This window comes from uncultured Intestinibacter sp. (assembly GCF_902468165.1).
Lineage (GTDB): Bacteria > Bacillota > Clostridia > Peptostreptococcales > Peptostreptococcaceae > Intestinibacter.
In genome coordinates this window covers 41,926-63,046 of record NZ_CABQXJ010000002.1, presented here as the reverse complement: position 1 = coordinate 63,046, position 21,121 = coordinate 41,926, and the positions used below count along the sequence as shown (strand labels likewise).

The following is a 21,121-nucleotide window of genomic DNA, read 5'->3' as shown; positions in this document are numbered from 1 at the left end:
GTTATTTATATACTACTATATAAACAAATTATATAAATAAGGAGAGGGAGAATGCAAAAAAAGAATTTTTTAAAAGAAAAAAGGGAGCTAACGGGTATATCACAGGAGCAATTAGCTGAGAAAATTGATGTTTCTGTAAGAACAGTACAAAGGATAGAAGCTGAAAGTGAACTTGTTAACAGAAAAAATGCTATAAATGCGTACAAAGCAATGGGAATTTTAAGAGAGGAAGAAATTTTTGAATTTAAGAATAAAGGGGCATCTAAAGATGTTAAAAATGTATTAGAAAAATTGGGAATTCAGAAAGGTGAAGACTTACTCCATAAGCTAGATAAAAAGTTATTATTGGCATCTAATTATGAGAAAGACGAAGATTTTGATAAGGCAATGAGTATATATAAAAGTTTTGAAGATATATTGCCTTGTGAATATATATTTTTAAGATATGCTAATATATATTTAAATATGGAGATTTGTGAAATGGCTTTAGAGTATAGTCAAAAAGTATTAGATGAAGATAAGACTAATTATGAGGCATTAATAATAAAGGGTATTAGTTTGGCAAAGATGGAAGAATATGATGAGGCTATAATGGTATTTAAGGAAGCTGAAGCAGTTGATAAAACAGAGGAGGTTTATTATAATTTAGGGGTTTGTTGTCACTTTGCTGAGAAAATTGAGGATGCAATAGAATATTATAAAAAATCTTTAGATTTAAATTGCAATTTGGCAGAATCATATTTAAATATGGGTGTGTGTTATTTTTATAAATTTATATATCCTGGATCTGGTGAAAACAAAGAAATTATGTATTCTGAATCTGATGAAAACAAAGAAAACTGTTTAAAATATTTGGACAAGGCGATAGAATTATATCCAATAATGTATCAAGCATATGCTCAGAAAGCAGAACTGTATAAATTTATTGGAGAAGATGACAAAGCAAAATATAATTTTGAAAAATGCTTACAGTTAAATCCAAATCATGATAATGCATTATTAGGGCTGGGAATGCTCTTAATTAAAAGTGGTGACAATGAAAAAGGTGAGGAGTATGTAGGTAAAGCTATAGAGAGTATTTTATATAATAGGAGATATAAAAAATCTATGCTCATAGGCGGTTTGGCTATAAGCGATGGTCAAAATGAATTAATTTATCCAACTATCGGCAAGGTGTGCAAAAACAAAATTGAGTTTGATTATATTGTTAATAAAATAAAATCATCTGTGGAATTATTTAATTTTTCGTATAGACCGATATATATTGATTTTAATAAGAGTATTAGTGTTAATGTTATGGAGCAACAAGATGATATATTGATAGAGATAAATTTTGGCGGATATACATTAAAGGGAACAGCAGATAAAGGAAATGGTTGTTTTAATGAATTCATAGAATTATATAATAATTTTGGACAATTTAGAATTCAGATTGAATCTGAAGAACAAATATTTATTATAGATTCATTAAAGGATATTAATTTTATTTCTTATAGATAGAGTAAATAGATTAAATGTAATAAAAAAGAAAGTAATAATGGTTGTAGTTTAGATATAGTTGTGATTGTAATGAATAGTTTATGGGGGATTAGTTATGAAGATAGTTAATACTTTAGCAAAACTTATAGAATTGATAATTACAAAATGTGGATTAATTACGCCGAAGCAATTTGAAGAGTTGATGTCTAAAGTCAGCAAGGAACAAAGTTATGTAGTCGGTGAGTACACTATGAGAAATATATTAATAACTTGTTTCTTATTTGGAGGCTCTTATTTATATGTGCCAACTTTAACAACAGTATACAAATGGGTGAGAGATGCTGAAATTTACAGATTATACAAAGTGGGCAACAGTACAAAAGACCTAGCGCTTATGTCTAATATAAATAGAAGAAGAGTCTATCAAATAATCAATATTGTCCTCACACTTAAGTATATACGAAAAATCATATATAATCAATATCGAGAAAGTATAGGACAAATAATTACACAATTATATAAATATAAAGATGTGAAAAGAATATAAGTGAACTTGATGACCGATCATATACATATGTTGGTAAGCATACCACCCAAAATAAGTCTATTCAGTTTCATGGGTTATTTTTGTATGTACACATAAGTCCATATCCGCTGCAAAAACAGTAAATTGCTACACAACAGTCCCCGAACAAGGCTAGGTAATAAACTAGTGGAACACCTTTAATTATGATCAGTGGTGTGAATAAGCCCTGATAATCTTTTGTGTAGAATAAATGTAGAAGTAGCATGAATAGTATGGCTACTCCTTTTGTTATTGATACTTGTTTTTTTGTTAATTCCATAAAATTTCCCTCCGTACTTATATGAATGTATCATAATAATAGTATACATTTTAATAGGTATATATGCTATATTATGTAGGATTATAGATATTCCCCAGACAAAATGTTGAGAATAGTTAAAAAACGAATTATAATCTTGTTAACAAAAAAATATATGGGGGAGTAAAAACAAATGAAGAAAAGATTAATTATTTTAATGGTATTGATTCTAGGAATGATGGTTGTAGGTTGTAACAAAGCAGAGTCAGGGGGTATAAGTCAAGAATATAAAGATGCTATGTCTAAAGGGAAATCAAATGTTATAGAGGAGGAATATGACAAAGCTATTGATTATTTTAAATTGGCATTGGAATCTAAAAAAGATGATACGGAAGCAAAAAATTTAATTGAGCAGCTGAGTTTATTAGTAGAAGCTAAGGATTCAGAGGAAGATGGAGCATATTTTCTTCAGATAGAAAAAATAGATAAGATTAATGACATAAAAACTGAAACTGATGTAGTTAAAGATAAGGATAATGAGTATAACAAAATAGTATTAAAAAATATAGATGATTCGATTGATTCTTTTGAAGAGGAAATTAATGATGGTAAGTATAAGAGTGCGCAAAAGGATCTTGAAGATACTATAGAAGAATGTAAAAAAAGTGAGAGTCTTAAGGAGCAGCTGGATAAATGTAATGAGCTTTTGAAAATTTGTAAAGAAAAGAAAAAAGAAGCAGAAGAACAAGTGGCTAGCAATAGTAATTCAAATGCAAGTAGTAACAAATCATCAGATGAAAAGAATAGCAATAAAGTTTGGTGTTATGGTATGGGACATCCTGGACATTATGTAGATAAAGAAAATGCTATTTTAAATTATGGTGTAACAGGAAGTCTTTGTGATGGTTGTATGCGAGAAAACGATTAGGTAGTACAGGAACTTATGAAGATTGTCCTGTTTGTGGAAATACTTGTGCAGTTTCACGATATACAGGAAAGTGTCAATATTGTGGAGAGAAGATTTATCCTGCTGTGAAGAAGATTTATGATGATGGAACTGTTATACTTGAAGACGGAAGTACATTGTAAAATAAATAAAAACTAAAATGCCATGATAAATGGAAAATTAAGTGTAGTAAAAGTGGAACAGAAAAAAGGTATATAATTTCCCATAATCAAAAAAATACCACAAAAAAAAGGAAAAAACTCTATTCATGTAGAATTGTAGAATGTAGTCTGAAAACGAACAAGGAGGCATTCCATGAAAATAACATTATCACAAGGAATATTAGTAAACGAAAGAAGCAAAGAAATAGATGAATTTGCGAATATTGTCAAAACAATCGAGAGTGATGTAATCCCTCACAAAGGGGATTTTATAAGCGACAGTTTATACGGCGAGTTTAATATTTACGAGTATGAAGTTACTGATGTTGTAATAAGTTATACGGATAATTGCTGTCAAGTGGATTTGGAACCTATGATTGTGGGAAGTAAGGAATTAGTACAAAGATATAAAGATGAAATTGCTCCATGGCACGGTTGGGAGTAAATTAAAAAGGCTAGAATAAAGGTTCTAGTCTTTTTTACTTTTTGGGAGGAACAAAGTGAATTTTAAGTAACGGACGAAGTCGTTGACGTTATGAACGCCGTGAATTTTAAGTAACGTACGAAGTCATTGACGTTATGAACGCAGTGAATTTTAAGTAACATACGAAGTCGTTGACGTTATGAACGCCGTGAATTTTAAGTAACGTACGAAGTCGTTGACGTTATGAACGCAGTGAATTTTAAATTTAAAAACGCGTGCATAAATATATGAAACCTATGCAAAATATGAGCAAGATATGAAGTTATGAATTTTAAAAATAGAAATCATAAAGTTAATTTTAAGATATTGAAAGGAAGGATTGTTATGACTAAGGAAGAAATGATACAGGATCTTGTAGAATATTGCGAGCAAGATGAGGACGAGCTGGCGGATTATTCTGAGGATGAGTTAGAGGAAATTTGGGAAACTAGGGAGGAAATTATTCAGGAGCTTATCGAGGATTTTAATCAATATGAGGATGAACTTCGACAATATTCTAAGAGCGAGCTTATTGAGTTGCGTGAGGAACTCGATGATATGAAGGATTTGTTATATCCAAACGGGTATGATGAGGATGATGAAGACTTTGAATATGACGGGTTTGACGATGATTATGAATAAGGAGGCATAAGTCATGTTGTTGGAGTTTTCGTGTAGCAATTTTAAGTCCATTAAGGAAAAGGTCACTTTTTCGGCTATTGCGACGGATAATATCAAAAATGAAAAATACTTAAAGAAATTTGACGATTTTAGGGTTTTGCATACTTCTGTGATTTATGGACCAAATGGTGCAGGAAAGAGCAATATTTTTAAAGGTATTGGATTTATGAGGGAGTTGGTTATTAAAAGTAGAGAAAATAGACCTGGTGAAGTGTTGAAACAACCTACTCACAAGATGGCTCATGATAAAAAAAGCGAGTTTAATATGCAATATATAATAAATGATATTAGATATGCTTATGGATTTGTGTTAAAAGATAATTTGGTGGATGAGGAATATTTATATTATTTTGAGGATAAAAATGCTATGAATGTTTTTGAAAGAGAGGAAGGAGAAGTCTGTCTTGGTGAAAAATTTGAAGAAAATAAGGTATTGTTAGAGATAATCGAAAATGAAATTGGAGATAATAAACTATTGTTGTCGTGCATTGGTGATAAAAGTGATATTTTTGAGATAAATAATGCATTTTTGTTTTTTAAAGAATATCTTGTCATACAAAATAGCGATGTAAAGACTGAAAGAAAAAACTGTATTAAGGTTATGATAGAAAATGAGAAGATGAGGGAGTTGATTATCTCTGTTTTTCGCGATTTTGATAGTGATATAAAGGATATTAAAATTGAAAATGCAGGAGAAAATTTAGACGATAAAGATATAAGAATAAAATTCGTTTACGACGAGTTTGAAACTGATTTGTATAAAGAGGAGTCGACGGGAATCAACAAATTATTTGACCTTGTGTTACCTATTGTAGAGAGCTTTATAAATGGAAAGGTGATGATTGTGGATGAAATCGAATTAAACCTTCACCGCAATATTTCTTATAAAATTATAAAATTGTTTAACACCCATCTTCCAAATAACTCTGCCCAACTTATTTTCACAAGCCACGATATAAGTTTGCTTAGCTTAAATTTATTCCGAAATGATCAGATTTGGTTTGCACAATTGGGAAAAGACAGGGCAACGGAGTTGTATTCTCTTGTCGAAATTAAAAATATTAGGGCTGATGAAAACATCGCCAAGGGGTACATAATGGGAAGATTTGGCGCTGTTCCTAGTTTTAAAAACGATGGTGGTGTTGGATGATGAAATTGGATAAACATCGCGATTTAGATTTATCTAAAAGAAAGTCAAATACAAGGGATAAAGTACAACCCGAAGTTATAAAATTCGACTTGGCTGAAATTAAAAAGCACTTTGAAGATAGCATAAAAGATATCGAGGAGCAGTTTAATACTATTGACTTGTTGGAGAGTAAGGATAAGGAAAAAATAGATTATATCCTACGTTCCCAGATTGTGTTTTTAGGTGGTTCACTCGACTTTTATTTTCATGAAATTACTCAATTCGGCATAATGCAGATGTATGACGAAATATGGCAAGAGACAAAACCTTATAAAAATATAAATATCAAACTTGGAACGATTTTAGATGTATTAAAAGGAGAGCAAGACGATTCATGGTTTATTGAATTTATAAACTATGAATACAGCAAAATCTCGCTGATTTCCTACGATTCAATCGAAAAAGCGATGAATATGATCGGGCTGCATATGTACCAAATTGCAAACAAAATCTACAACTATGAAATAGACAGAAAGGAAAGAGTAACAAAGCTAAAAGAAAGGATGAACCGACTTTGTGAAAGACGAAACTCCATCGCCCACCAGTTTGATATGTTTCACGAAAATGCAGAAAAAAAGCCTATTCACATCAACACAGTAAGGGAATTTATTGAAAATGCGAAGGAGATTGTCGACGTTGTGAATGAGCTTATGCTGGAACATGATATTGTTAAAAGGTAGAGTGTGTGGGTATGATAATTAAAAGATAAATCGTGCTCAACCATTGGACAGCAAATAGTTGAGCATGAAACTTTGAGTACAAATAGGTTAGATCTAACGGATTAGTTGCAATATGATTCTAATAAACTACTTTCTGAAATATAAGATTATGATAGACAATAGTATTCTATTAAACTGAACTCTGATAAAAAATCCCACTAAAGATAGTATAAATATTTCAAGTGGGATTTTATTATGCAATAATTTATTTAACTATATTTTTTAATATTTCATAGTTATTATGATAAAATATCAAGATTTTAATTTATATATATTTGTATGATGAAGTTTACAAAGAAATTTACTGTAAAAATTTAAAAAAATATGATGTTATGACAATATTGGAGAATTTGAAGGCAGGAGGAGTTTACATAGTAGATAATTTTTATTAGCTTAAGAATTACAATACTATTTGTTTGATATATTACTCTTACTAGAATTACTTATTAGATTATTGTTGTGATTTACAACATAACATATTTCGTTTGTTGGAATAAGTTGATAAATTGTGCTATTAAAGTCGATAGCAGAATGGGTGAGATATAGAATTAGCGACCTTCTGTTTTTTATGTTTGTGTTAAACATATTTTTGTCGTAATTTATAAAATTTACGTTTTTGTAACTAAAAAGTAGAGAAAATAAACAAGGAATAACTTGAAAAATATCGAATATATTTATAGTGGTAGGAGCTATTAAATGATATAGATTAAAAGCGGTTATAGGCTCGATTGAAATTAAATAAAATGTGATTTTTTTAAAAATATTATTTTTTATGTAAATACAATTAAAAATATAACCGAAAATTGGTGATTTTTTGATAAAAATAGTTTGATTTGAGATGTAATTTATTGATATTCGCTTACTAAAGTGATATCATTATAAATAAAGAATTAAATGGAAATAAATGTAAAAGGTTAAAGTGATATCAGATTTAAACAATATCAGCAAGAGTTATACTTTAAGGGATATTTTAATTAAGGTAATAAGGTAGTTGTCTACTTTATTATATATAATGATGATGCGATATCTAAAATATGTGAGGTTTAATATTTGATACGTTTTAATTGTATCGAGTATTTTAGATATAGATATAATCTCATCATTTCTCAAAACTGTTTCAATACATTCATTTGTATATGAAACTAATATATCTTTGAACTTGTCATTGAAAGTACTTTAAATTGTGGGGGAATTTGATATACAGCTAGATATCATTTCTATTAAACTTCCTATCTATTTCCATCCAACTAGATTAGAGATTATGTCCACAATTTCAAGATACGTGGCGAGTTCACAGGAATAAATGTGTTACGCGGCATTTATTTTGGTGGATATATTAGCGTATAAAATCTAGAAAGGAGAAGAAAAATGGGAGTTAAAAAATTTATTAAAAAATCGGTGGCATTTGTTGCAGCTGCTGCAATGGCGTTGACCATGGTGGTTGCTCCGGTTGGGGCTGGTGCAGCTACTTCTTATGCTGAAGAAACCGGAAGCGATAGTGGTCTAAACCTAAATAAGTCTGTAGAGTTACAAAATGATGGTACTTATAAGATTACATTAAATGCTTATGCTACAGGAGAATATACTACTGTTACTGAAAAAAGTGGAGTTCCACTTGATATAGTTTTAGTATTAGACCAATCTGGTAGTATGAAAAATGATGTATCTTCATTAAGAACTGCAGTTACTAATTTTGTAACTAATATAAGTAATAACGCAAAGGAATATAATGTAGATCATAGAATAGCGCTTGTTGGTTATGCATCTAGATATGATAGTAATAGTAAATGGGCAAATACAGGTTTATTTATTAATGGTAGTTTATATAATTATCAAAAAGCTGGAAGTAGTACTCAAACTTCTAGATTAACTGCTCAAAATTATAAAGATGCATTAGTAAGTGTAAATAATAGTGATGGAAGTATAACAAATAGTATAACAACTGCTATTAGTAATATTGGTGCTAATGGTGCTACTTATACTAACTACGGTTTGGAAATGGCTAATGGAGTATTTGAAAATAATCCAATAGCATCTGATAGTAATCGTAAAAGAATTGTGGTAGTATTTACAGATGGTCAACCAGGACAATCTGAATATGAGTCTGGTATAGCAGGTTTTGCAGTAAATGAAGCTTATAAAACAAAAAATACTTACGGAGCTACTGTTTATTCAGTTGGATTTTATAATAGTGCTAGTACAAATGTAACTAATTTTATGAATTATATTTCATCTAACTATCCAGGTGCTCAAGCTGAGCTTGAAGAACATGAAGATAGGTTTTGGGGTACTTACTACACAGCAAGCTTTACGCCAGGAGATAAAACAGGTACTAAATATTATATGCAAGCTACTAACCAGACAGAATTAAGCAAAATTTTTACAAATATATCTAAAGATATAGAAACTCCAAGTACATCAGTAAAATTAGATGCAAATGCAGTTACGAGAGATATTATAACTGATAAATTAGATATATCAGATAATACAAAAGTGACAGCATATACTGAAGACTACAAAGGTAGCGATACATGGGAAAAGAGTGCTACACAAGTAGCTTTGACTACAAGCATAGATACACCTACAAAAGCAGTTGACGTAACAGGATTTGATTATGCAGCTAATTTTGTAGATAAAACAAAAGCTAAAGGTCAAAGATTAGTTGTTGAAATTACAGGACTTACAGCAACTCAAGCTGGTGACAGTATGATAACTAATGTTACAGATAAATCTGGAGTATATGCAACTAAAGATACAGAAAATCCATCTGAAGTATTTAATGAATGTTCAATATCTATACCAAGTAAGAGTTATGTATTAGACTATGGTAAAACAGTAACAACTGCTGCAAAAGATTATGGAGTAAGTACTGTTTCTATAGCTAATACAGGTAAACCATCACCATATAATGTTAATCTTACTGGAGATTATGGTACATTTGCTATATCTGATAATGGAGATTTAGATTATACACCTGGTAAAATCAATTGGGATGGAATTGATACAGGATATGTATTTGGTGCAAAATCAGATAATAGTGGAGAATATAAATGGGAAGAAGTAAACTTCATGCCTGCTAGTTCAGTTTATTATGAAGATGACTTTGGTACAGATGCTAATACAGATTCAAATATAGCAATAGTTTGGTCATCAAATGGATGGACAAAAGAAACATCTACAGATCAAACTAAAGGAAACCAATCTTCAGCTAATGAAAAATACGGATGGGATGATGTATATTCAGACGATGCATTATACAGCAATGGATCTACACACAAAACATCTCAAAAAGGAGCTACAGCTACATTTACATTTACTGGAACAGGTGTAGACATCTATAGTAGAACAGATAACTTTGTAGGTAAGGCTTATGCAAAACTTTCAGGTACTACTAAAGCAAATCAAGATGTTACAGTAAATAAAGGTTTAATAGTTGATAATAATTCATCATCTGGAACATATTATCAAATACCAACATTATCTTTTGATAATTTAGAATATGGAACATATACTGTTAAGGTAACTGTAATGGCAGAATCTACAGAAAATGCTACTTATTATTTAGATGGTATACGTGTATATAACCCATTAGGTACAGTGAATGCTAATTCTACTGCTGGCAAAGCATATGAAGAAGCTAATGAATCTAATGCTCAATATATACAACTTAGAAAAGATTTAATTGATAATGCAGTTACAACATCTATAGATTCATCAATGACAGGTTCTGTATTTATAGATAAAACAGAAGATGGTCAAACTGGACAAAGTACAACTTCAATAGGAACATATAAAGATTATGGTCCAAAAAATGAAGTTTATCTTGCTAAGGGTCAAGGTGTAGCATTTAATATATCAGGTTATGCTTCAAGTAAAAATAAAGTATTTGTAGGTTTAAAAGCTCCATCAGGAGAATCTACAACTGCAGAAATTACAGCAGGTAAAGATAAAGTTGAAGAAACAATAGCTTCTGCTTCTGATTTATATTATGAAGTTACACCAGATGAAAATGGAAATGTAGTAATTAAAAATACAGGAAATAAATTATTATCTGTAACTAAAGTTAAAATAACTACTTCTAATAAAGTGGCAAATGTTCAAACATATTCATTAAGAGCTACTCCAGCATTAATGTCTTATGCAGAAGAATTTGATACATTATCTGTAGTAGAAAATAATGATACTGAAGAAGATAGTAATGATAATACACTTGATAAAGATGATGTAGTAATTGATAATCCTACTGAAAATGATAGCGAAGAAACTAATACACCTAGTTCTTTCTGGCAAGAGATAGTTAATTCTTTAAATAAATGGTTCAATAGATAATTATAGGAGGTGTTTAAATGAAGAAGAAATATAGTAAGCCTGGAATAATTATTGAGGATTTTAGATTATCACAAAATATAGCATCTTGTGGTGCGGCACATCAAAGTAGTTGGGGATCACCAAATCATTGGACTAAAGCTACTTGCGGATGGCAAGTTATTGAAGGAGTTATAGCTTGGACTGAAGCTAGTGGAGTTTGCAATGATTATTATGGAGAAAATGACAGTATAGGAGGAGTTTGTTATAATAATCCAGAATGCGGAACTACTATTTTTAGTTCTTAATATTTAAATATAAAATAAAGTAAGTATATGGTCATGTCATCTGACATGACCATATTGACATATAGGGGAAAAATGAAAAATTATAATTATTATTTTAATATTACAGATATATTAATACATGTACAAATACCTTTTAAGATTACTATACAAAAAGAAAGTAGTAATTTTATTAGTAGTATACAAGGTGATGACGTTTTAGTTAAATTTATAGAAATTAATAAGTCTATAGATAAAAAAGGACAAATTGTTTATAAAGATAGTATTAACATTTATAGTATAGACGGAAAATTTATTTATGAATTTTGTCCAGGACCTGGTATAGAGCCTTATGCTTGGTTTATAGCAATAGATGAATTTAATTTTGAGCTTAGATATTTGAAAGGAAAAGAAAGTTACTTTGAATATTCAAGAAATATAATGGAAGTTATTGATATAGTTAATCTTATGAATAAAAAAAATGCTTTTTTACTTCATAGTTCATTTATCCGATGGAATGGTAAAGCAATATTGTTTTCAGCACCATCAGGCACTGGAAAATCAACACAAGCAGAATTATGGGAAAAGTATGAAGATGCAGACATAATAAATGGGGATAAAGCTGGAGTTAGAAAGCTTGAAGATGGATGGATGGCATATGGGCTTCCATTTGCAGGATCATCGGATATATTTCGAAATGAAAAAGCTCCAATTTCACATATTATAGTACTTAGACAAGGCAAAGAAAATAAACTACACAGACTTTCGCTAAGAGAAGCATTTATAAAAATATACAGTGAAACAACCCTTCATACTTGGGATGAAGAGTTTCAAAATAATATAATAAATATGATTACTAATTTGGTACAAAATGTATCTATTTATCAATACGAATGTTTACCAGATAAAAGTGCTGTGGACTTTCTAAAAGAAAATATTATAAAAGATGATAATCTAGAAAAAATTTATAAAGATTAGATAATAATTAATTTTAAAATAAAAATATAAATCTAAAGAGGGGTAAAATGAAACAGAGATTAATAGAACCTAGATTAGTAGAATACCTTCACAGAAAGGCATCAATCACAAAAACACCAATAAGTGGCACATTCGAACTTTCGCCACTATGCAACATGGACTGCAGAATGTGCTATATAAAAATATCAAAGGAAAAGCAAGAAAGCATAGCAAGACTTAGAACAAATGAAGAATGGATAGAACTTGCTCAAAAGGCGAAGGACAAGGGGATGTTGTTCCTGCTTTTGACAGGGGGAGAGCCGTTTTTAGTAAAAGATTTTAAAGAGCTTTACATAGAACTTCACAAGATGGGATTTTGCATATCTATCAATTCTAACGGAACTATGATAGATGAAGAAGTGATTGAGTGGTTAAAACACTATCCACCTATGCGAATTAATATGACGCTTTATGGGGCTAGTGATGAGACTTATGGCAGACTTTGTAACAATCCAAATGGATTTACTCAAGTTACAAAGGCGCTATCTTTATTAAAGGAAAACAACATACAAGTTAAGTTAAATTGCAGTGTTACGCCTTATAATAAAGACGATTTGAAACAAATGATTGATTTTGCACAGGAGCATGATTTAGTTATTCAGGCGACTTCTTATATGTTCCCACCGCTTAGAAAAGACGAGACAAAAATCGGCCAAAACGACAGATTTACAGCACAAGATGCGGCGCTTTATGGGGCGTATATCAGTGCATATAGCAATGGTTTTGATAGATTTAAAGAATATATCGAATCTGGTCAGCTTGCACTTTATGATGCTGATGATGATTGTGGCGTTGTGGAAGGCGACCATATGCGTTGTCGTGCGGGCATCACGAGCTTTTGGATGACTTGGGAAGGAAAGTTGTTACCTTGTGGGATGATTCCAGACAAGGGGCTTGATCCTTGGGAAGTTGGTTTTGATGCTGCTTGGGAAAATGCAAAAAACATAGTCAGCGAAATTAAACTTCCTGTTAAATGTGCAGGTTGTGGGAAAAAGGATGAGTGCAAGGCGTGTGCAGCTATGGTTTACACAGAAACAGGAACTTACGACAAAGTTCCACAATATAGATGTGAGATGACTCATTGTTATCCAGATGCGTGCAAAAAAGTTTTGAAGGAATTAGAAGGACAATTGTAGAATAATTAATAGAGTTGTCGATTAAGCGCAATTGATTTGACAATAATTAATACAGTAAAAATTAATTTTGGGGGCGATTAAATTGAGTAATAACAAAAAAATAAACGGGATAATTATTGGATTAATTGTTCTGTTAATAGTTATGATATCAGTTAAATCAGGAAAGGTAAATGTAGCTAGTATTATAAATCCATCGAATAAGACAGAGGATAGCTCAGAATCTGGAAGTAATGGAACTTCGGGTGGAAATGGCGATTCTGCAGTAGATGGTACGAATAGTGAAAATGGAGGAGATGACCAAAATAATGCTGGAGGCGAAAACGGCGAGGATTCAGATTCTCCCACAGGTGGTTCGGGTGGAGAAAATGGTTCTGCAAACGGAGGCTCTGGCTCAAATTCAAATGGAAACTCTTCGAATACTGGCTCAAAAGACGGAAGTATAACTGATTTTGGCAATACAAAAGAAAAAGTTACATCTAATTACAAAGCATCAGATGCTGATATTGTAATCCAAAGAGTTAACGCTTATTCAGGTATATATATAGAAGATGGTTCTGATAAAAATGTAAGTAATGTAGCAGCTATCCAAGTTAAAAATACTTCTAGCAAACCGTTGGAATTTGCCCAAATACAACTTTATAACGGAAATAAAAAATTAGTATTTGATGTTTCTACATTGCCTGCAAATTATTCAGCAGTAGTAATGGAAAAAAACAAAGCTAGTTTCGACAGTAGTAAAGGCGTTACTTATGGTGGAACAACTGCTGGATATACTGACAAATTTGAGAAGTCATCTAGTGTAAAATGTGAAAAAGTAAGCAACAACGGTATAAAAGTTACCAACAAATCTAAAAAAGATATCCCTTGCGTTCGTATATTCTACAAATATAAATCAAGCGAAGGATATTATGTTGGAGGAATTACTTATACCGCTAAAATAGAAAAATTAAAAGCTGGAGAAAGTCAAACTGTTTATCCTTCTCACTTTGATTCTGATGGTGGGGAAATAATGATGGTCAAGACTTACACTACTACAGATTAATAGCAAGTGTCCTATGAAGTAATTACTAAAAAATCAAAAGCTACTTAATACAAAATATTGTATAAATTGTGGAGGAAATATGAAATTTAAAAAAGAGTTTATGTTAAGAGAAATAGTTGGAGAAGCTGTGCTTATACCAACTGGTGAAACAGCAGCACAATTTAATGGGCTGATATCTGTTAATGAATTGGGGAGATTCATTTGGGAAAACTACGAAAATGCAAAAGATGAAGACGAATTGTTGCAAAAGATTTTAGACGAATACGAAGTCGAAAAAGAAGTTGCAAAGGCTGACTTGGATGAGTTTTTACAAACGTTGAAAGATGCAGAGATAATATAAATAGAAGCGGGCATGAAAGTGCTCGCTTTTTTAATTCACTATTTGATTATAAAAATGCCTCTATTATGGTATAATCAAAATAAAAAGTAAAAGGAGTTGAAAATATGAGAGGATTATTAGATCCTAAAAATGGATTTCGTATTTAAAAACATATTTGGAAGCGAAAAACACCCGAATATACTGATATCCTTCTTAAATGCAACTTTAAAACCGAAAGATTTAATAACAGCAGTTGAAATAAAGAATACAGATTTAAATAAAGGTTACATAGAAGATAAATTTTCTAGATTAGATGTAAAGGCGACAACTAGCAATAATGAGATAATTAATATAGAGATCCAGTTAAAAACTCCTTTTAGTCGTGGCGCCAACGATATTCTTTCGTTACCACTTCAAGAAAATCCGTTGCTTAAAAACGAATACAATATGATAAAAAGAAGTCTTTACTATTGGTCAAAACTTTACTCAGACCAGCTTAATGAAGGCGAAGATTATAGTGTTTTAAGAAGAACAATTTGCATCAATATACTTAACTTCAAATATCTAAAAACTAGAAAATTTCACAGTGGCTACAGATTAAAAGAAATCTATAGTAATGAAGAACTTACAGATGTAGCTGAAATTCACTTTATAGAAATTCCCAAATTAGAAGAAGGTTCTGATGAAAAAGATATGCTTGTGGCTTGGATTGAATTCTTGAAAAATCCAGAAAGCGAAAAGGTGAGAAGTCTTGAAATGAGTATAGACGAAATAAGAGAGGCCAAAGACGAACTTATAAGAATGAGTAACGACGATACTCAGCGTGAACTATATGAAATGAGAGCCAAAACACTAAAAGATAAGATAAGTGCATTGAACGAAGCTGAGAGAAAGGGAATCCAAAAAGGTGCAAAAAACAAAGCTATAGAAATTGCAAAGTCTATGATAAGCATAGGATTAGACAAAGATACTATAGCAAAATCAACAGGATTAGACTTATCTGAAGTTGAGAAATTAATAGATTAATAAAAACAGTAGGGGCAGAGACTCCTACTTTTTTATTGCCGCAAATTATATCTCAATCACTACCAAAAAGTGCTAAAATATCTATATACACAAAAAAATAACGGGGGAATCAAATGGAATTTATAAAAAAAGTTATAAAAAAAATCAAAGACGGCATGCTACAGGAAATGTACGAAGAGACAAAGTGGATGTACACCTATGCGAAAAAATACAAATTCCAAATTGTATTTTACATATGTCTGGGGATAATGACGACGCTGATGGGGCTGGCGTCGAGTGTCGGGTCGAAGTATTTAATCGACGCTGTTACAGGTCAGGATACGGGTAATATCGCCTTGATTGCGATTTTTATAGTATCTATGGGGCTTTTTAGTATTGGGATTAATGCTGTGACGACGATGATTTCGGCTAGGATTAATATAAAAGTAAATAATGAGATTCAGGCGGAGGTCTATGACAAGATTCTTGTTGCTGATTGGATTTCGATGAAGGAGTTTCACAGCGGCGATTTGCTAAATCGTCTGAATGGTGATGTGAATACGGTGGCGTCTAGTATTTTGAGCTGGATACCGAGTTTGATTACGCGCGGGGTTCAGTTTTTGGGAATCCTTGCGATAATTCTTTATTATGATCCGACGATGGCGGTGATTGCGCTTGGTAGTGCGCCTGTTATGGTGATTGTTTCAAAGACTTTGATGAAAAAGATGAGGGATTATAACAAGAGGATGAGAGAAGTTTCGAGTGAGGTTATGTCTTTTAATGAGGAGTCTTTTCAAAATATACAATCGGTCAAGGCGTTTGATTTGGTGGAGTTTTTCAGCAATAGGCTGAGAAATGTGCAACAAAATTATAAAGATGTCTACTTGGATTACAATAAATTTTCTGTCTATACATCGTCTTTTATGTCGGTTGTGGGGATGTTTGTGGCTTATGCTTGTTTTGGGTGGGGTGTTTACCGCCTTTGGACAGGTCACATCACATTTGGGACAATGACTTTGTTTGTCCAGTTGTCTGGCCAATTATCGTCATCATTCAAATCGCTTGTGAGCCTTGTTCCATCTGCAATAAGCGCGACGACGTCTGCTGGTAGAATTATGGAGTTTTTCAAAATTAAAAACGAAATAAAACTAGATGAAAAAAAGGTGAGATTAATACAAAACAACACACAAGGCAAGGGGCTTAGTGTTGAGCTTGAGGATGTGAATTTTAGTTACAATTCGACTAAAATTGTGTTTAAAAATGCCAACATAGTCGCAAATCCAGGCGAGATTGTGGCTCTTGTGGGTCCTTCTGGTGAGGGAAAAACGACTATGGTAAGGTTGCTGCTGGGGCTTATTAATGCGAAATCTGGTAGTGCAGTTATAAAAGACATCAACGGAATAAGTTGCAAAATTTCATCAGCGACGAGAAGATTTTTTGCCTACGTTCCACAAGGCAACACGATTTTCTCCGGAACAATCGCCGACAATATGCGAATGGTAAAACCAGACGCCAGTGATGACGAAATTATCGATGCGTTAAAAACTGCCTGTGCGTACGATTTTGTAAAAAAACTTCCACAAGGTATCAACTCAAAAGTAGGCGAGAGAGGTGGCGGATTTTCAGAAGGCCAAGCCCAAAGGATTTCAATCGCAAGGGCGCTTTTACGAAAATCGCCGATACTATTACTCGACGAGGCGACCTCCGCGCTCGATGTATTCACGGAAAGACAAGTCCTTCGCAATATTATGAACAGTGGATACGCAAGAACTTGCATTGTCACAACGCACAGACCAAGCGTGCTGACAATGTGCGACAGGGTTTATAGAATCGACAGCGGTGATGTGAGCGATATTGATGAAAAAGAGGTTAATAGATTGATAAAGGATTTTTAATTTTTTAATTTATATAGATTTAGCAGCTAGGAATAAGTATATATCACACAAAGTGTATATATAAATTTATAAACTTAGCTAGTCAGGGGGGATAATTATGGGTGAAAATAAAAAACCTAAGAAAAAGTTAAAAATAGCATTAGTAATAATTTGTGCACTAATAATAATAGCAATTCCAGTTTGTTATTATCTAGTCTATATTTCGTACAACCACTTAACTGTAAATTCGTACGATATAAACAGCGACAAAATAAATTCTTCAGTAAAATTCGTAGTGATAGGTGATTTACACGACAACACTTTTAAAGACGATGACAGAGAATTATTAAAACAAATAAAAGAACAAAATCCAGATTTTATAATAGCAGATGGTGATATTTTAAACGACGATTCTGAAAACAGCGACATTGCAATGAGTTTTATAAAAAGACTTGTAAAGATAGCTCCTGTTTATTATGCTTTGGGAAATCATGAGCTAGAATATATGGAAAATCAACATTCTGAAAAATTATTAGACGAAATAAAAAGCACAGGGGCAACTTTATTAGAAATGGAGTACAAAGATATAAAGGTAAATGGTGTCGATATTCGTATTGGTGGAATGTATGGATATGCGTTTGATCCAAATGGAACAACAAAGCGTGATGATATGGGAGATGGAATATATGACTTTTTGACAGAATTTGAAGATACATCGAGTTATAAAATTATGATGAGTCACAGACCAGATAGTTTTGTATTTGGTGAAGCATCAAAAGCTTGGGATATTGACTTAGTTGTAAGTTCACATGACCATGGTGGACAAGTTATAGTACCATTTTTAGGCGGTCTTTATGGCGGTGATCAAGGCTACTTCCCAGAATACATCCATGGTCTTTATAAAAAGGACAATATGCAATTATTAATTACAAGTGGACTTGGATCAAATACTCAAAAGCTACCTCGTTTTAATAACGTTCCAGAAATTATGGTTGTGAATTTAAAGAAATAATTATAGTAAATAATTAAAGATAAAAAGATTAAAAAAGTGAGTTGCAAAATTTTTAAACACTTTACAACTCACTTTTTATATAACTAAATTTAAGTATTTTATGTATTTTATATAGATAAAGTTATTTATTTTATCCTAATAATTAAGCTCTATTTTACTATCATCTTTTAAATACTCATTATCTTCCATATTAATATCTTCATATATGAAATCGTGAAGTACTCCTGTTGAGTTCACATCATACAACCATACCCAACCTGCGTTTTTATATTTTCCGCCTTTTACGTGCTTATCGTCGATTATTGGATATTCTGCTTGTTTGATTTCTTTTGATGTTGCAAAACTATATGAAGTAAATGCAAGGTTTAGCATTTCTCCTACTGTCAAGTTTGTTTTGACATAAGGAAGTAGTGTATTTAGTAGTTTTGGATATTCAGACATTGAAAGGTCTTTTACTCCATCAAACATCCCCGAAATTATTTTACGTTGTCTTCCATCTCTGTATATACCATTATCAAGGTATCTCATACGAGCATAGGCGATTGCTTGGTATCCATTTAAAGTGTGTTTTCCGGCTTCATTTATAAGTTGCATTTCACCTTTTTCAGCATAAGTACATGAATTATATGCACCTGGAATACCTTCATTTAAAGATTGAATTTCTCTTTCTTCAATCTCGACGTCTACACCACCAATAACAAATACTATATTCATAAGGTCTTCAAAATCAACTTGGACAAATTTATCAAGTCCTATTTTAAAGTTCTGTTCTATAGTCTTAAATAATAAATCTTCTTTGCCCCAGAAATAAGCAGCATTAAGTTTTCCTTTTCCATGGCCAGGGATATCTACATATGTATCACGTGCAAGTGATGTAAGTTTTATATCATTGTGAATTGTGTCGATAGTAAGAATCATCATAGCATCTGATCTATATTTATCTTCGTTTTCACGACCATCCGTACCTAATAGAAGTATGTTTGTTATTCCCTCTACTTTTTTGTATTGAGAGTTGTAGTTGTCTTCTACATGAGCCGAATTTATTCTAATTAACACAACCCCGAATGTAATTAGTGGAATTAGAATAAGTAAGACTAGCAAGGTTATAGTAACCTTTTTAAAAGTAAAAAAGTTTTTTAATTTACCCAAATATGTGTGCTACTGATAAATATTTTTATCGTAGCGTTTCACCTCCCCTTAAATTTTCATTATATTCATTATATACAACAAGTTAAATTGGTTCAATATGCAAAATTAAAAGAAATATGGAAAATATACAAGAAATTATAAAAAATATACTGTTTAGATAGCTCAAAAGATGTAGATAAATTATAATTAATGTAGTAATTAAAAAGATTTTGCTAACTAAATATAAAAAATAATTCTATACAATATTAATAATAAAAGGGGGAAATATGGAGAAGTTTAATTTACAGTTTTTAGACTTATTAAAGTCATCATTAAATAATGGTACTTATGAAGGCGGATATATTGATTCACAAGATTTGAAACAGATTTATCGTTTATCTGAAATTCATCACGTTTTGCCTATGATATACAGTGCTTTATATAATCAAGAGTGTTTTAAAAATGCTGATGAAGAGTTTAAAAGAATGTTTAAGCAAGTGGCCCTTAGGTTAGTTGTATCTCAAATTCAACGCAGCAATAGGTTTTTAGAACTTTATAAAATTTTACAGAAAGAAAATATAGAAACAATTGTATTTAAAGGTATAATTTTTAGAAATATGTACAATAATCCAGATGATAGGATGTCGTCGGATGAAGATATATTAGTAAAGCAAGAAGACTATGATAGGATTAAGGACATTTTATGTAATGAGGGGCTTGAATTTATTGAAAAAGAGGGAAATGAGTGTGCGTATTTCTGTAAAAAAACAGGCCTTTGTATAGAAGTCAGTACAAGTCTTTTTCCTGTTGAATCAAAGGCTTATGGACATCTAAATAAAGTATTTGAAAATATATTTGAAAATAGTATAAATATAAACATAGACGGCATTGATATCAAAACTTTATCACATGAGCAACATCTTATATATATTGTATTTCACAATATGAAACACTTTTTACATGGAGGTTTCGGCATAAGGCAAGTTGCCGATTTCTCCAAATACATAGAAACTTATAATCAATTTATTAATTGGGAAAAGTTTTGGAGTAACTTAAAAATTTTAAATTACGATACTTTTGCACTAAATTTAATCGATATAAGTTTAAAATATCTCGGATTTGATTATACTAAAGCTATATATCCTGAAGGGGTTAGAGATTTTAACATAATTATAAATTCTAAGGACTACTACATAAATAGCGACGATTTAATTAACGACATATTAAATGCAGGAGTCTTTGGCGGAAGTACAAAAGAGAGAAAACATACAGCGCTCATGACTTTAAATGCAGTCGAAGGGCAAAATAACACAAATAGATTTAAGGCGATATTCCCAAATGTAGACTATTTAAAGGGAAGTTATACATATTTACAAAAACATCCGATTCTTCTTCCTATCGCTTGGACACAAAGAATTTTATCTTATTTAAAGAAAAATAAAAACAACACTACATCTTATATAAATACTATGGAATTGGGAAAACAGAGAATAGAGCTATTAAAAGAATATAAAATCATAAAATAAAGTCGAAAATA

19 protein-coding genes and 1 pseudogene are annotated in these 21,121 nt (G+C 31.4%); 18 read left to right on the top strand and 2 right to left on the bottom strand.

Annotated features, from left to right (window positions below; genetic code table 11):
- Window positions 1-51: 51 nt before the first annotated feature.
- Both RDX53_RS00725 and RDX53_RS00720 read left to right on the top strand, forming a co-directional pair.
- Window positions 52-1,500 carry a helix-turn-helix domain-containing protein gene (locus RDX53_RS00725; RefSeq protein WP_307993484.1) on the top strand — a complete coding sequence of 483 codons (1,449 nt, stop codon included), beginning with the start codon at window positions 52-54 and terminating at the stop codon, window positions 1,498-1,500.
- 94 nt (window positions 1,501-1,594) lie between these two features.
- Window positions 1,595-2,104 (top strand): annotated as a pseudogene (locus RDX53_RS00720) (transposase); the annotation flags it as partial.
- On the opposite strand, the gene RDX53_RS00715 reads toward RDX53_RS00720, so the two are convergent.
- Window positions 2,094-2,324 (bottom strand): hypothetical protein, encoded by a 231-nt coding sequence (locus tag RDX53_RS00715; RefSeq protein ID WP_307993521.1) that lies wholly within the window; start codon window positions 2,322-2,324, stop codon window positions 2,094-2,096. The pseudogene RDX53_RS00720 and the gene RDX53_RS00715 sit on opposite strands and share 11 nt — an antisense overlap.
- Window positions 2,325-2,496: 172 nt before the next feature.
- Between RDX53_RS00715 and RDX53_RS00710 the strand changes: the two genes are divergently transcribed.
- From RDX53_RS00710 to RDX53_RS00640, 15 genes are all read left to right on the top strand, one after another.
- Window positions 2,497-3,231, top strand: a complete 735-nt coding sequence (locus RDX53_RS00710; protein WP_307993483.1) for a hypothetical protein — start codon at window positions 2,497-2,499, stop codon at window positions 3,229-3,231.
- Window positions 3,210-3,392, top strand: coding sequence for a hypothetical protein (locus tag RDX53_RS00705; protein ID WP_307993482.1), 183 nt, complete (start codon window positions 3,210-3,212; stop codon window positions 3,390-3,392). The genes RDX53_RS00710 and RDX53_RS00705 overlap by 22 nt, the downstream gene beginning before the upstream one ends.
- 172 nt (window positions 3,393-3,564) lie before the next feature.
- Window positions 3,565-3,855 (top strand): hypothetical protein, encoded by a 291-nt coding sequence (locus tag RDX53_RS00700; protein ID WP_195928835.1) that lies wholly within the window; start codon window positions 3,565-3,567, stop codon window positions 3,853-3,855.
- A 363-nt stretch (window positions 3,856-4,218) separates the two neighbouring features.
- On the top strand, window positions 4,219-4,515 hold the full coding sequence (locus RDX53_RS00695; RefSeq protein ID WP_295761688.1) for a hypothetical protein: 297 nt from the start codon (window positions 4,219-4,221) through the stop codon (window positions 4,513-4,515).
- Window positions 4,516-4,528: 13 nt separating this feature from the next.
- Entirely contained in the window at window positions 4,529-5,704 is a 1,176-nt protein-coding gene (locus tag RDX53_RS00690; RefSeq protein WP_307993480.1) for an ATP-binding protein, read from the top strand.
- Entirely contained in the window at window positions 5,701-6,423 is a 723-nt protein-coding gene (locus tag RDX53_RS00685) for a HEPN domain-containing protein (protein WP_307993479.1), read from the top strand. Before RDX53_RS00690 ends, RDX53_RS00685 begins: the two co-directional genes overlap by 4 nt.
- Before the next feature lie 1,407 nt (window positions 6,424-7,830).
- Window positions 7,831-10,791, top strand: a complete 2,961-nt coding sequence (locus RDX53_RS00680) for a VWA domain-containing protein (RefSeq protein WP_307993478.1) — start codon at window positions 7,831-7,833, stop codon at window positions 10,789-10,791.
- A gap of 17 nt (window positions 10,792-10,808) precedes the next feature.
- Window positions 10,809-11,075 (top strand): hypothetical protein, encoded by a 267-nt coding sequence (locus RDX53_RS00675; RefSeq protein WP_307993477.1) that lies wholly within the window; start codon window positions 10,809-10,811, stop codon window positions 11,073-11,075.
- Between the two features lie 72 nt (window positions 11,076-11,147).
- The gene (locus RDX53_RS00670) at window positions 11,148-12,029 is read left to right on the top strand and encodes a hypothetical protein (protein ID WP_307993476.1); all 882 of its coding nucleotides are present in this window, start codon (window positions 11,148-11,150) and stop codon (window positions 12,027-12,029) included.
- A 47-nt stretch (window positions 12,030-12,076) separates the two neighbouring features.
- On the top strand, window positions 12,077-13,204 hold the full coding sequence (locus RDX53_RS00665) for a radical SAM protein (protein WP_307993475.1): 1,128 nt from the start codon (window positions 12,077-12,079) through the stop codon (window positions 13,202-13,204).
- Window positions 13,205-13,286: 82 nt separating this feature from the next.
- Window positions 13,287-14,246, top strand: a complete 960-nt coding sequence (locus RDX53_RS00660; RefSeq protein WP_307993474.1) for a hypothetical protein — start codon at window positions 13,287-13,289, stop codon at window positions 14,244-14,246.
- A gap of 79 nt (window positions 14,247-14,325) precedes the next feature.
- On the top strand, window positions 14,326-14,586 hold the full coding sequence (locus RDX53_RS00655; RefSeq protein WP_307993473.1) for a PqqD family protein: 261 nt from the start codon (window positions 14,326-14,328) through the stop codon (window positions 14,584-14,586).
- A gap of 129 nt (window positions 14,587-14,715) precedes the next feature.
- Window positions 14,716-15,591 carry an Rpn family recombination-promoting nuclease/putative transposase gene (locus RDX53_RS00650; protein WP_307993472.1) on the top strand — a complete coding sequence of 292 codons (876 nt, stop codon included), beginning with the start codon at window positions 14,716-14,718 and terminating at the stop codon, window positions 15,589-15,591.
- Between the two features lie 113 nt (window positions 15,592-15,704).
- Complete coding sequence (locus RDX53_RS00645; RefSeq protein WP_307993471.1) at window positions 15,705-17,465, top strand: ABC transporter ATP-binding protein; 1,761 nt, start codon at window positions 15,705-15,707, stop codon at window positions 17,463-17,465.
- Between the two features lie 97 nt (window positions 17,466-17,562).
- Window positions 17,563-18,456, top strand: a complete 894-nt coding sequence (locus RDX53_RS00640) for a metallophosphoesterase (RefSeq protein ID WP_307993470.1) — start codon at window positions 17,563-17,565, stop codon at window positions 18,454-18,456.
- 135 nt (window positions 18,457-18,591) lie between these two features.
- Here RDX53_RS00640 and RDX53_RS00635 read toward each other — a convergent pair whose 3' ends face one another.
- Window positions 18,592-19,512, bottom strand: coding sequence for an LCP family protein (locus tag RDX53_RS00635; protein WP_307993469.1), 921 nt, complete (start codon window positions 19,510-19,512; stop codon window positions 18,592-18,594).
- Between the two features lie 359 nt (window positions 19,513-19,871).
- Between RDX53_RS00635 and RDX53_RS00630 the strand changes: the two genes are divergently transcribed.
- Window positions 19,872-21,110, top strand: a complete 1,239-nt coding sequence (locus RDX53_RS00630) for a nucleotidyltransferase family protein (protein ID WP_307993468.1) — start codon at window positions 19,872-19,874, stop codon at window positions 21,108-21,110.
- Window positions 21,111-21,121 lie beyond the last annotated feature (11 nt).

Excerpts from the sequence above, each read along its gene's own strand:
- RDX53_RS00725 (WP_307993484.1), top strand. The coding sequence starts at position 52 with ATGCAAAAAAAGAATTTTTTAAAAGAAAAAAGGGAGCTAACGGGTATA.
- RDX53_RS00715 (WP_307993521.1), bottom strand. The coding sequence starts at position 2,324 with ATGGAATTAACAAAAAAACAAGTATCAATAACAAAAGGAGTAGCCATA.
- RDX53_RS00710 (WP_307993483.1), top strand. The coding sequence starts at position 2,497 with ATGAAGAAAAGATTAATTATTTTAATGGTATTGATTCTAGGAATGATG.
- RDX53_RS00700 (WP_195928835.1), top strand. The coding sequence starts at position 3,565 with ATGAAAATAACATTATCACAAGGAATATTAGTAAACGAAAGAAGCAAA.
- RDX53_RS00695 (WP_295761688.1), top strand. The coding sequence starts at position 4,219 with ATGACTAAGGAAGAAATGATACAGGATCTTGTAGAATATTGCGAGCAA.
- RDX53_RS00690 (WP_307993480.1), top strand. The coding sequence starts at position 4,529 with ATGTTGTTGGAGTTTTCGTGTAGCAATTTTAAGTCCATTAAGGAAAAG.
- RDX53_RS00685 (WP_307993479.1), top strand. The coding sequence starts at position 5,701 with ATGATGAAATTGGATAAACATCGCGATTTAGATTTATCTAAAAGAAAG.
- RDX53_RS00680 (WP_307993478.1), top strand. The coding sequence starts at position 7,831 with ATGGGAGTTAAAAAATTTATTAAAAAATCGGTGGCATTTGTTGCAGCT.
- RDX53_RS00675 (WP_307993477.1), top strand. The coding sequence starts at position 10,809 with ATGAAGAAGAAATATAGTAAGCCTGGAATAATTATTGAGGATTTTAGA.
- RDX53_RS00670 (WP_307993476.1), top strand. The coding sequence starts at position 11,148 with ATGAAAAATTATAATTATTATTTTAATATTACAGATATATTAATACAT.
- RDX53_RS00665 (WP_307993475.1), top strand. The coding sequence starts at position 12,077 with ATGAAACAGAGATTAATAGAACCTAGATTAGTAGAATACCTTCACAGA.
- RDX53_RS00655 (WP_307993473.1), top strand. The coding sequence starts at position 14,326 with ATGAAATTTAAAAAAGAGTTTATGTTAAGAGAAATAGTTGGAGAAGCT.
- RDX53_RS00650 (WP_307993472.1), top strand. The coding sequence starts at position 14,716 with ATGGATTTCGTATTTAAAAACATATTTGGAAGCGAAAAACACCCGAAT.
- RDX53_RS00645 (WP_307993471.1), top strand. The coding sequence starts at position 15,705 with ATGGAATTTATAAAAAAAGTTATAAAAAAAATCAAAGACGGCATGCTA.
- RDX53_RS00640 (WP_307993470.1), top strand. The coding sequence starts at position 17,563 with ATGGGTGAAAATAAAAAACCTAAGAAAAAGTTAAAAATAGCATTAGTA.
- RDX53_RS00630 (WP_307993468.1), top strand. The coding sequence starts at position 19,872 with ATGGAGAAGTTTAATTTACAGTTTTTAGACTTATTAAAGTCATCATTA.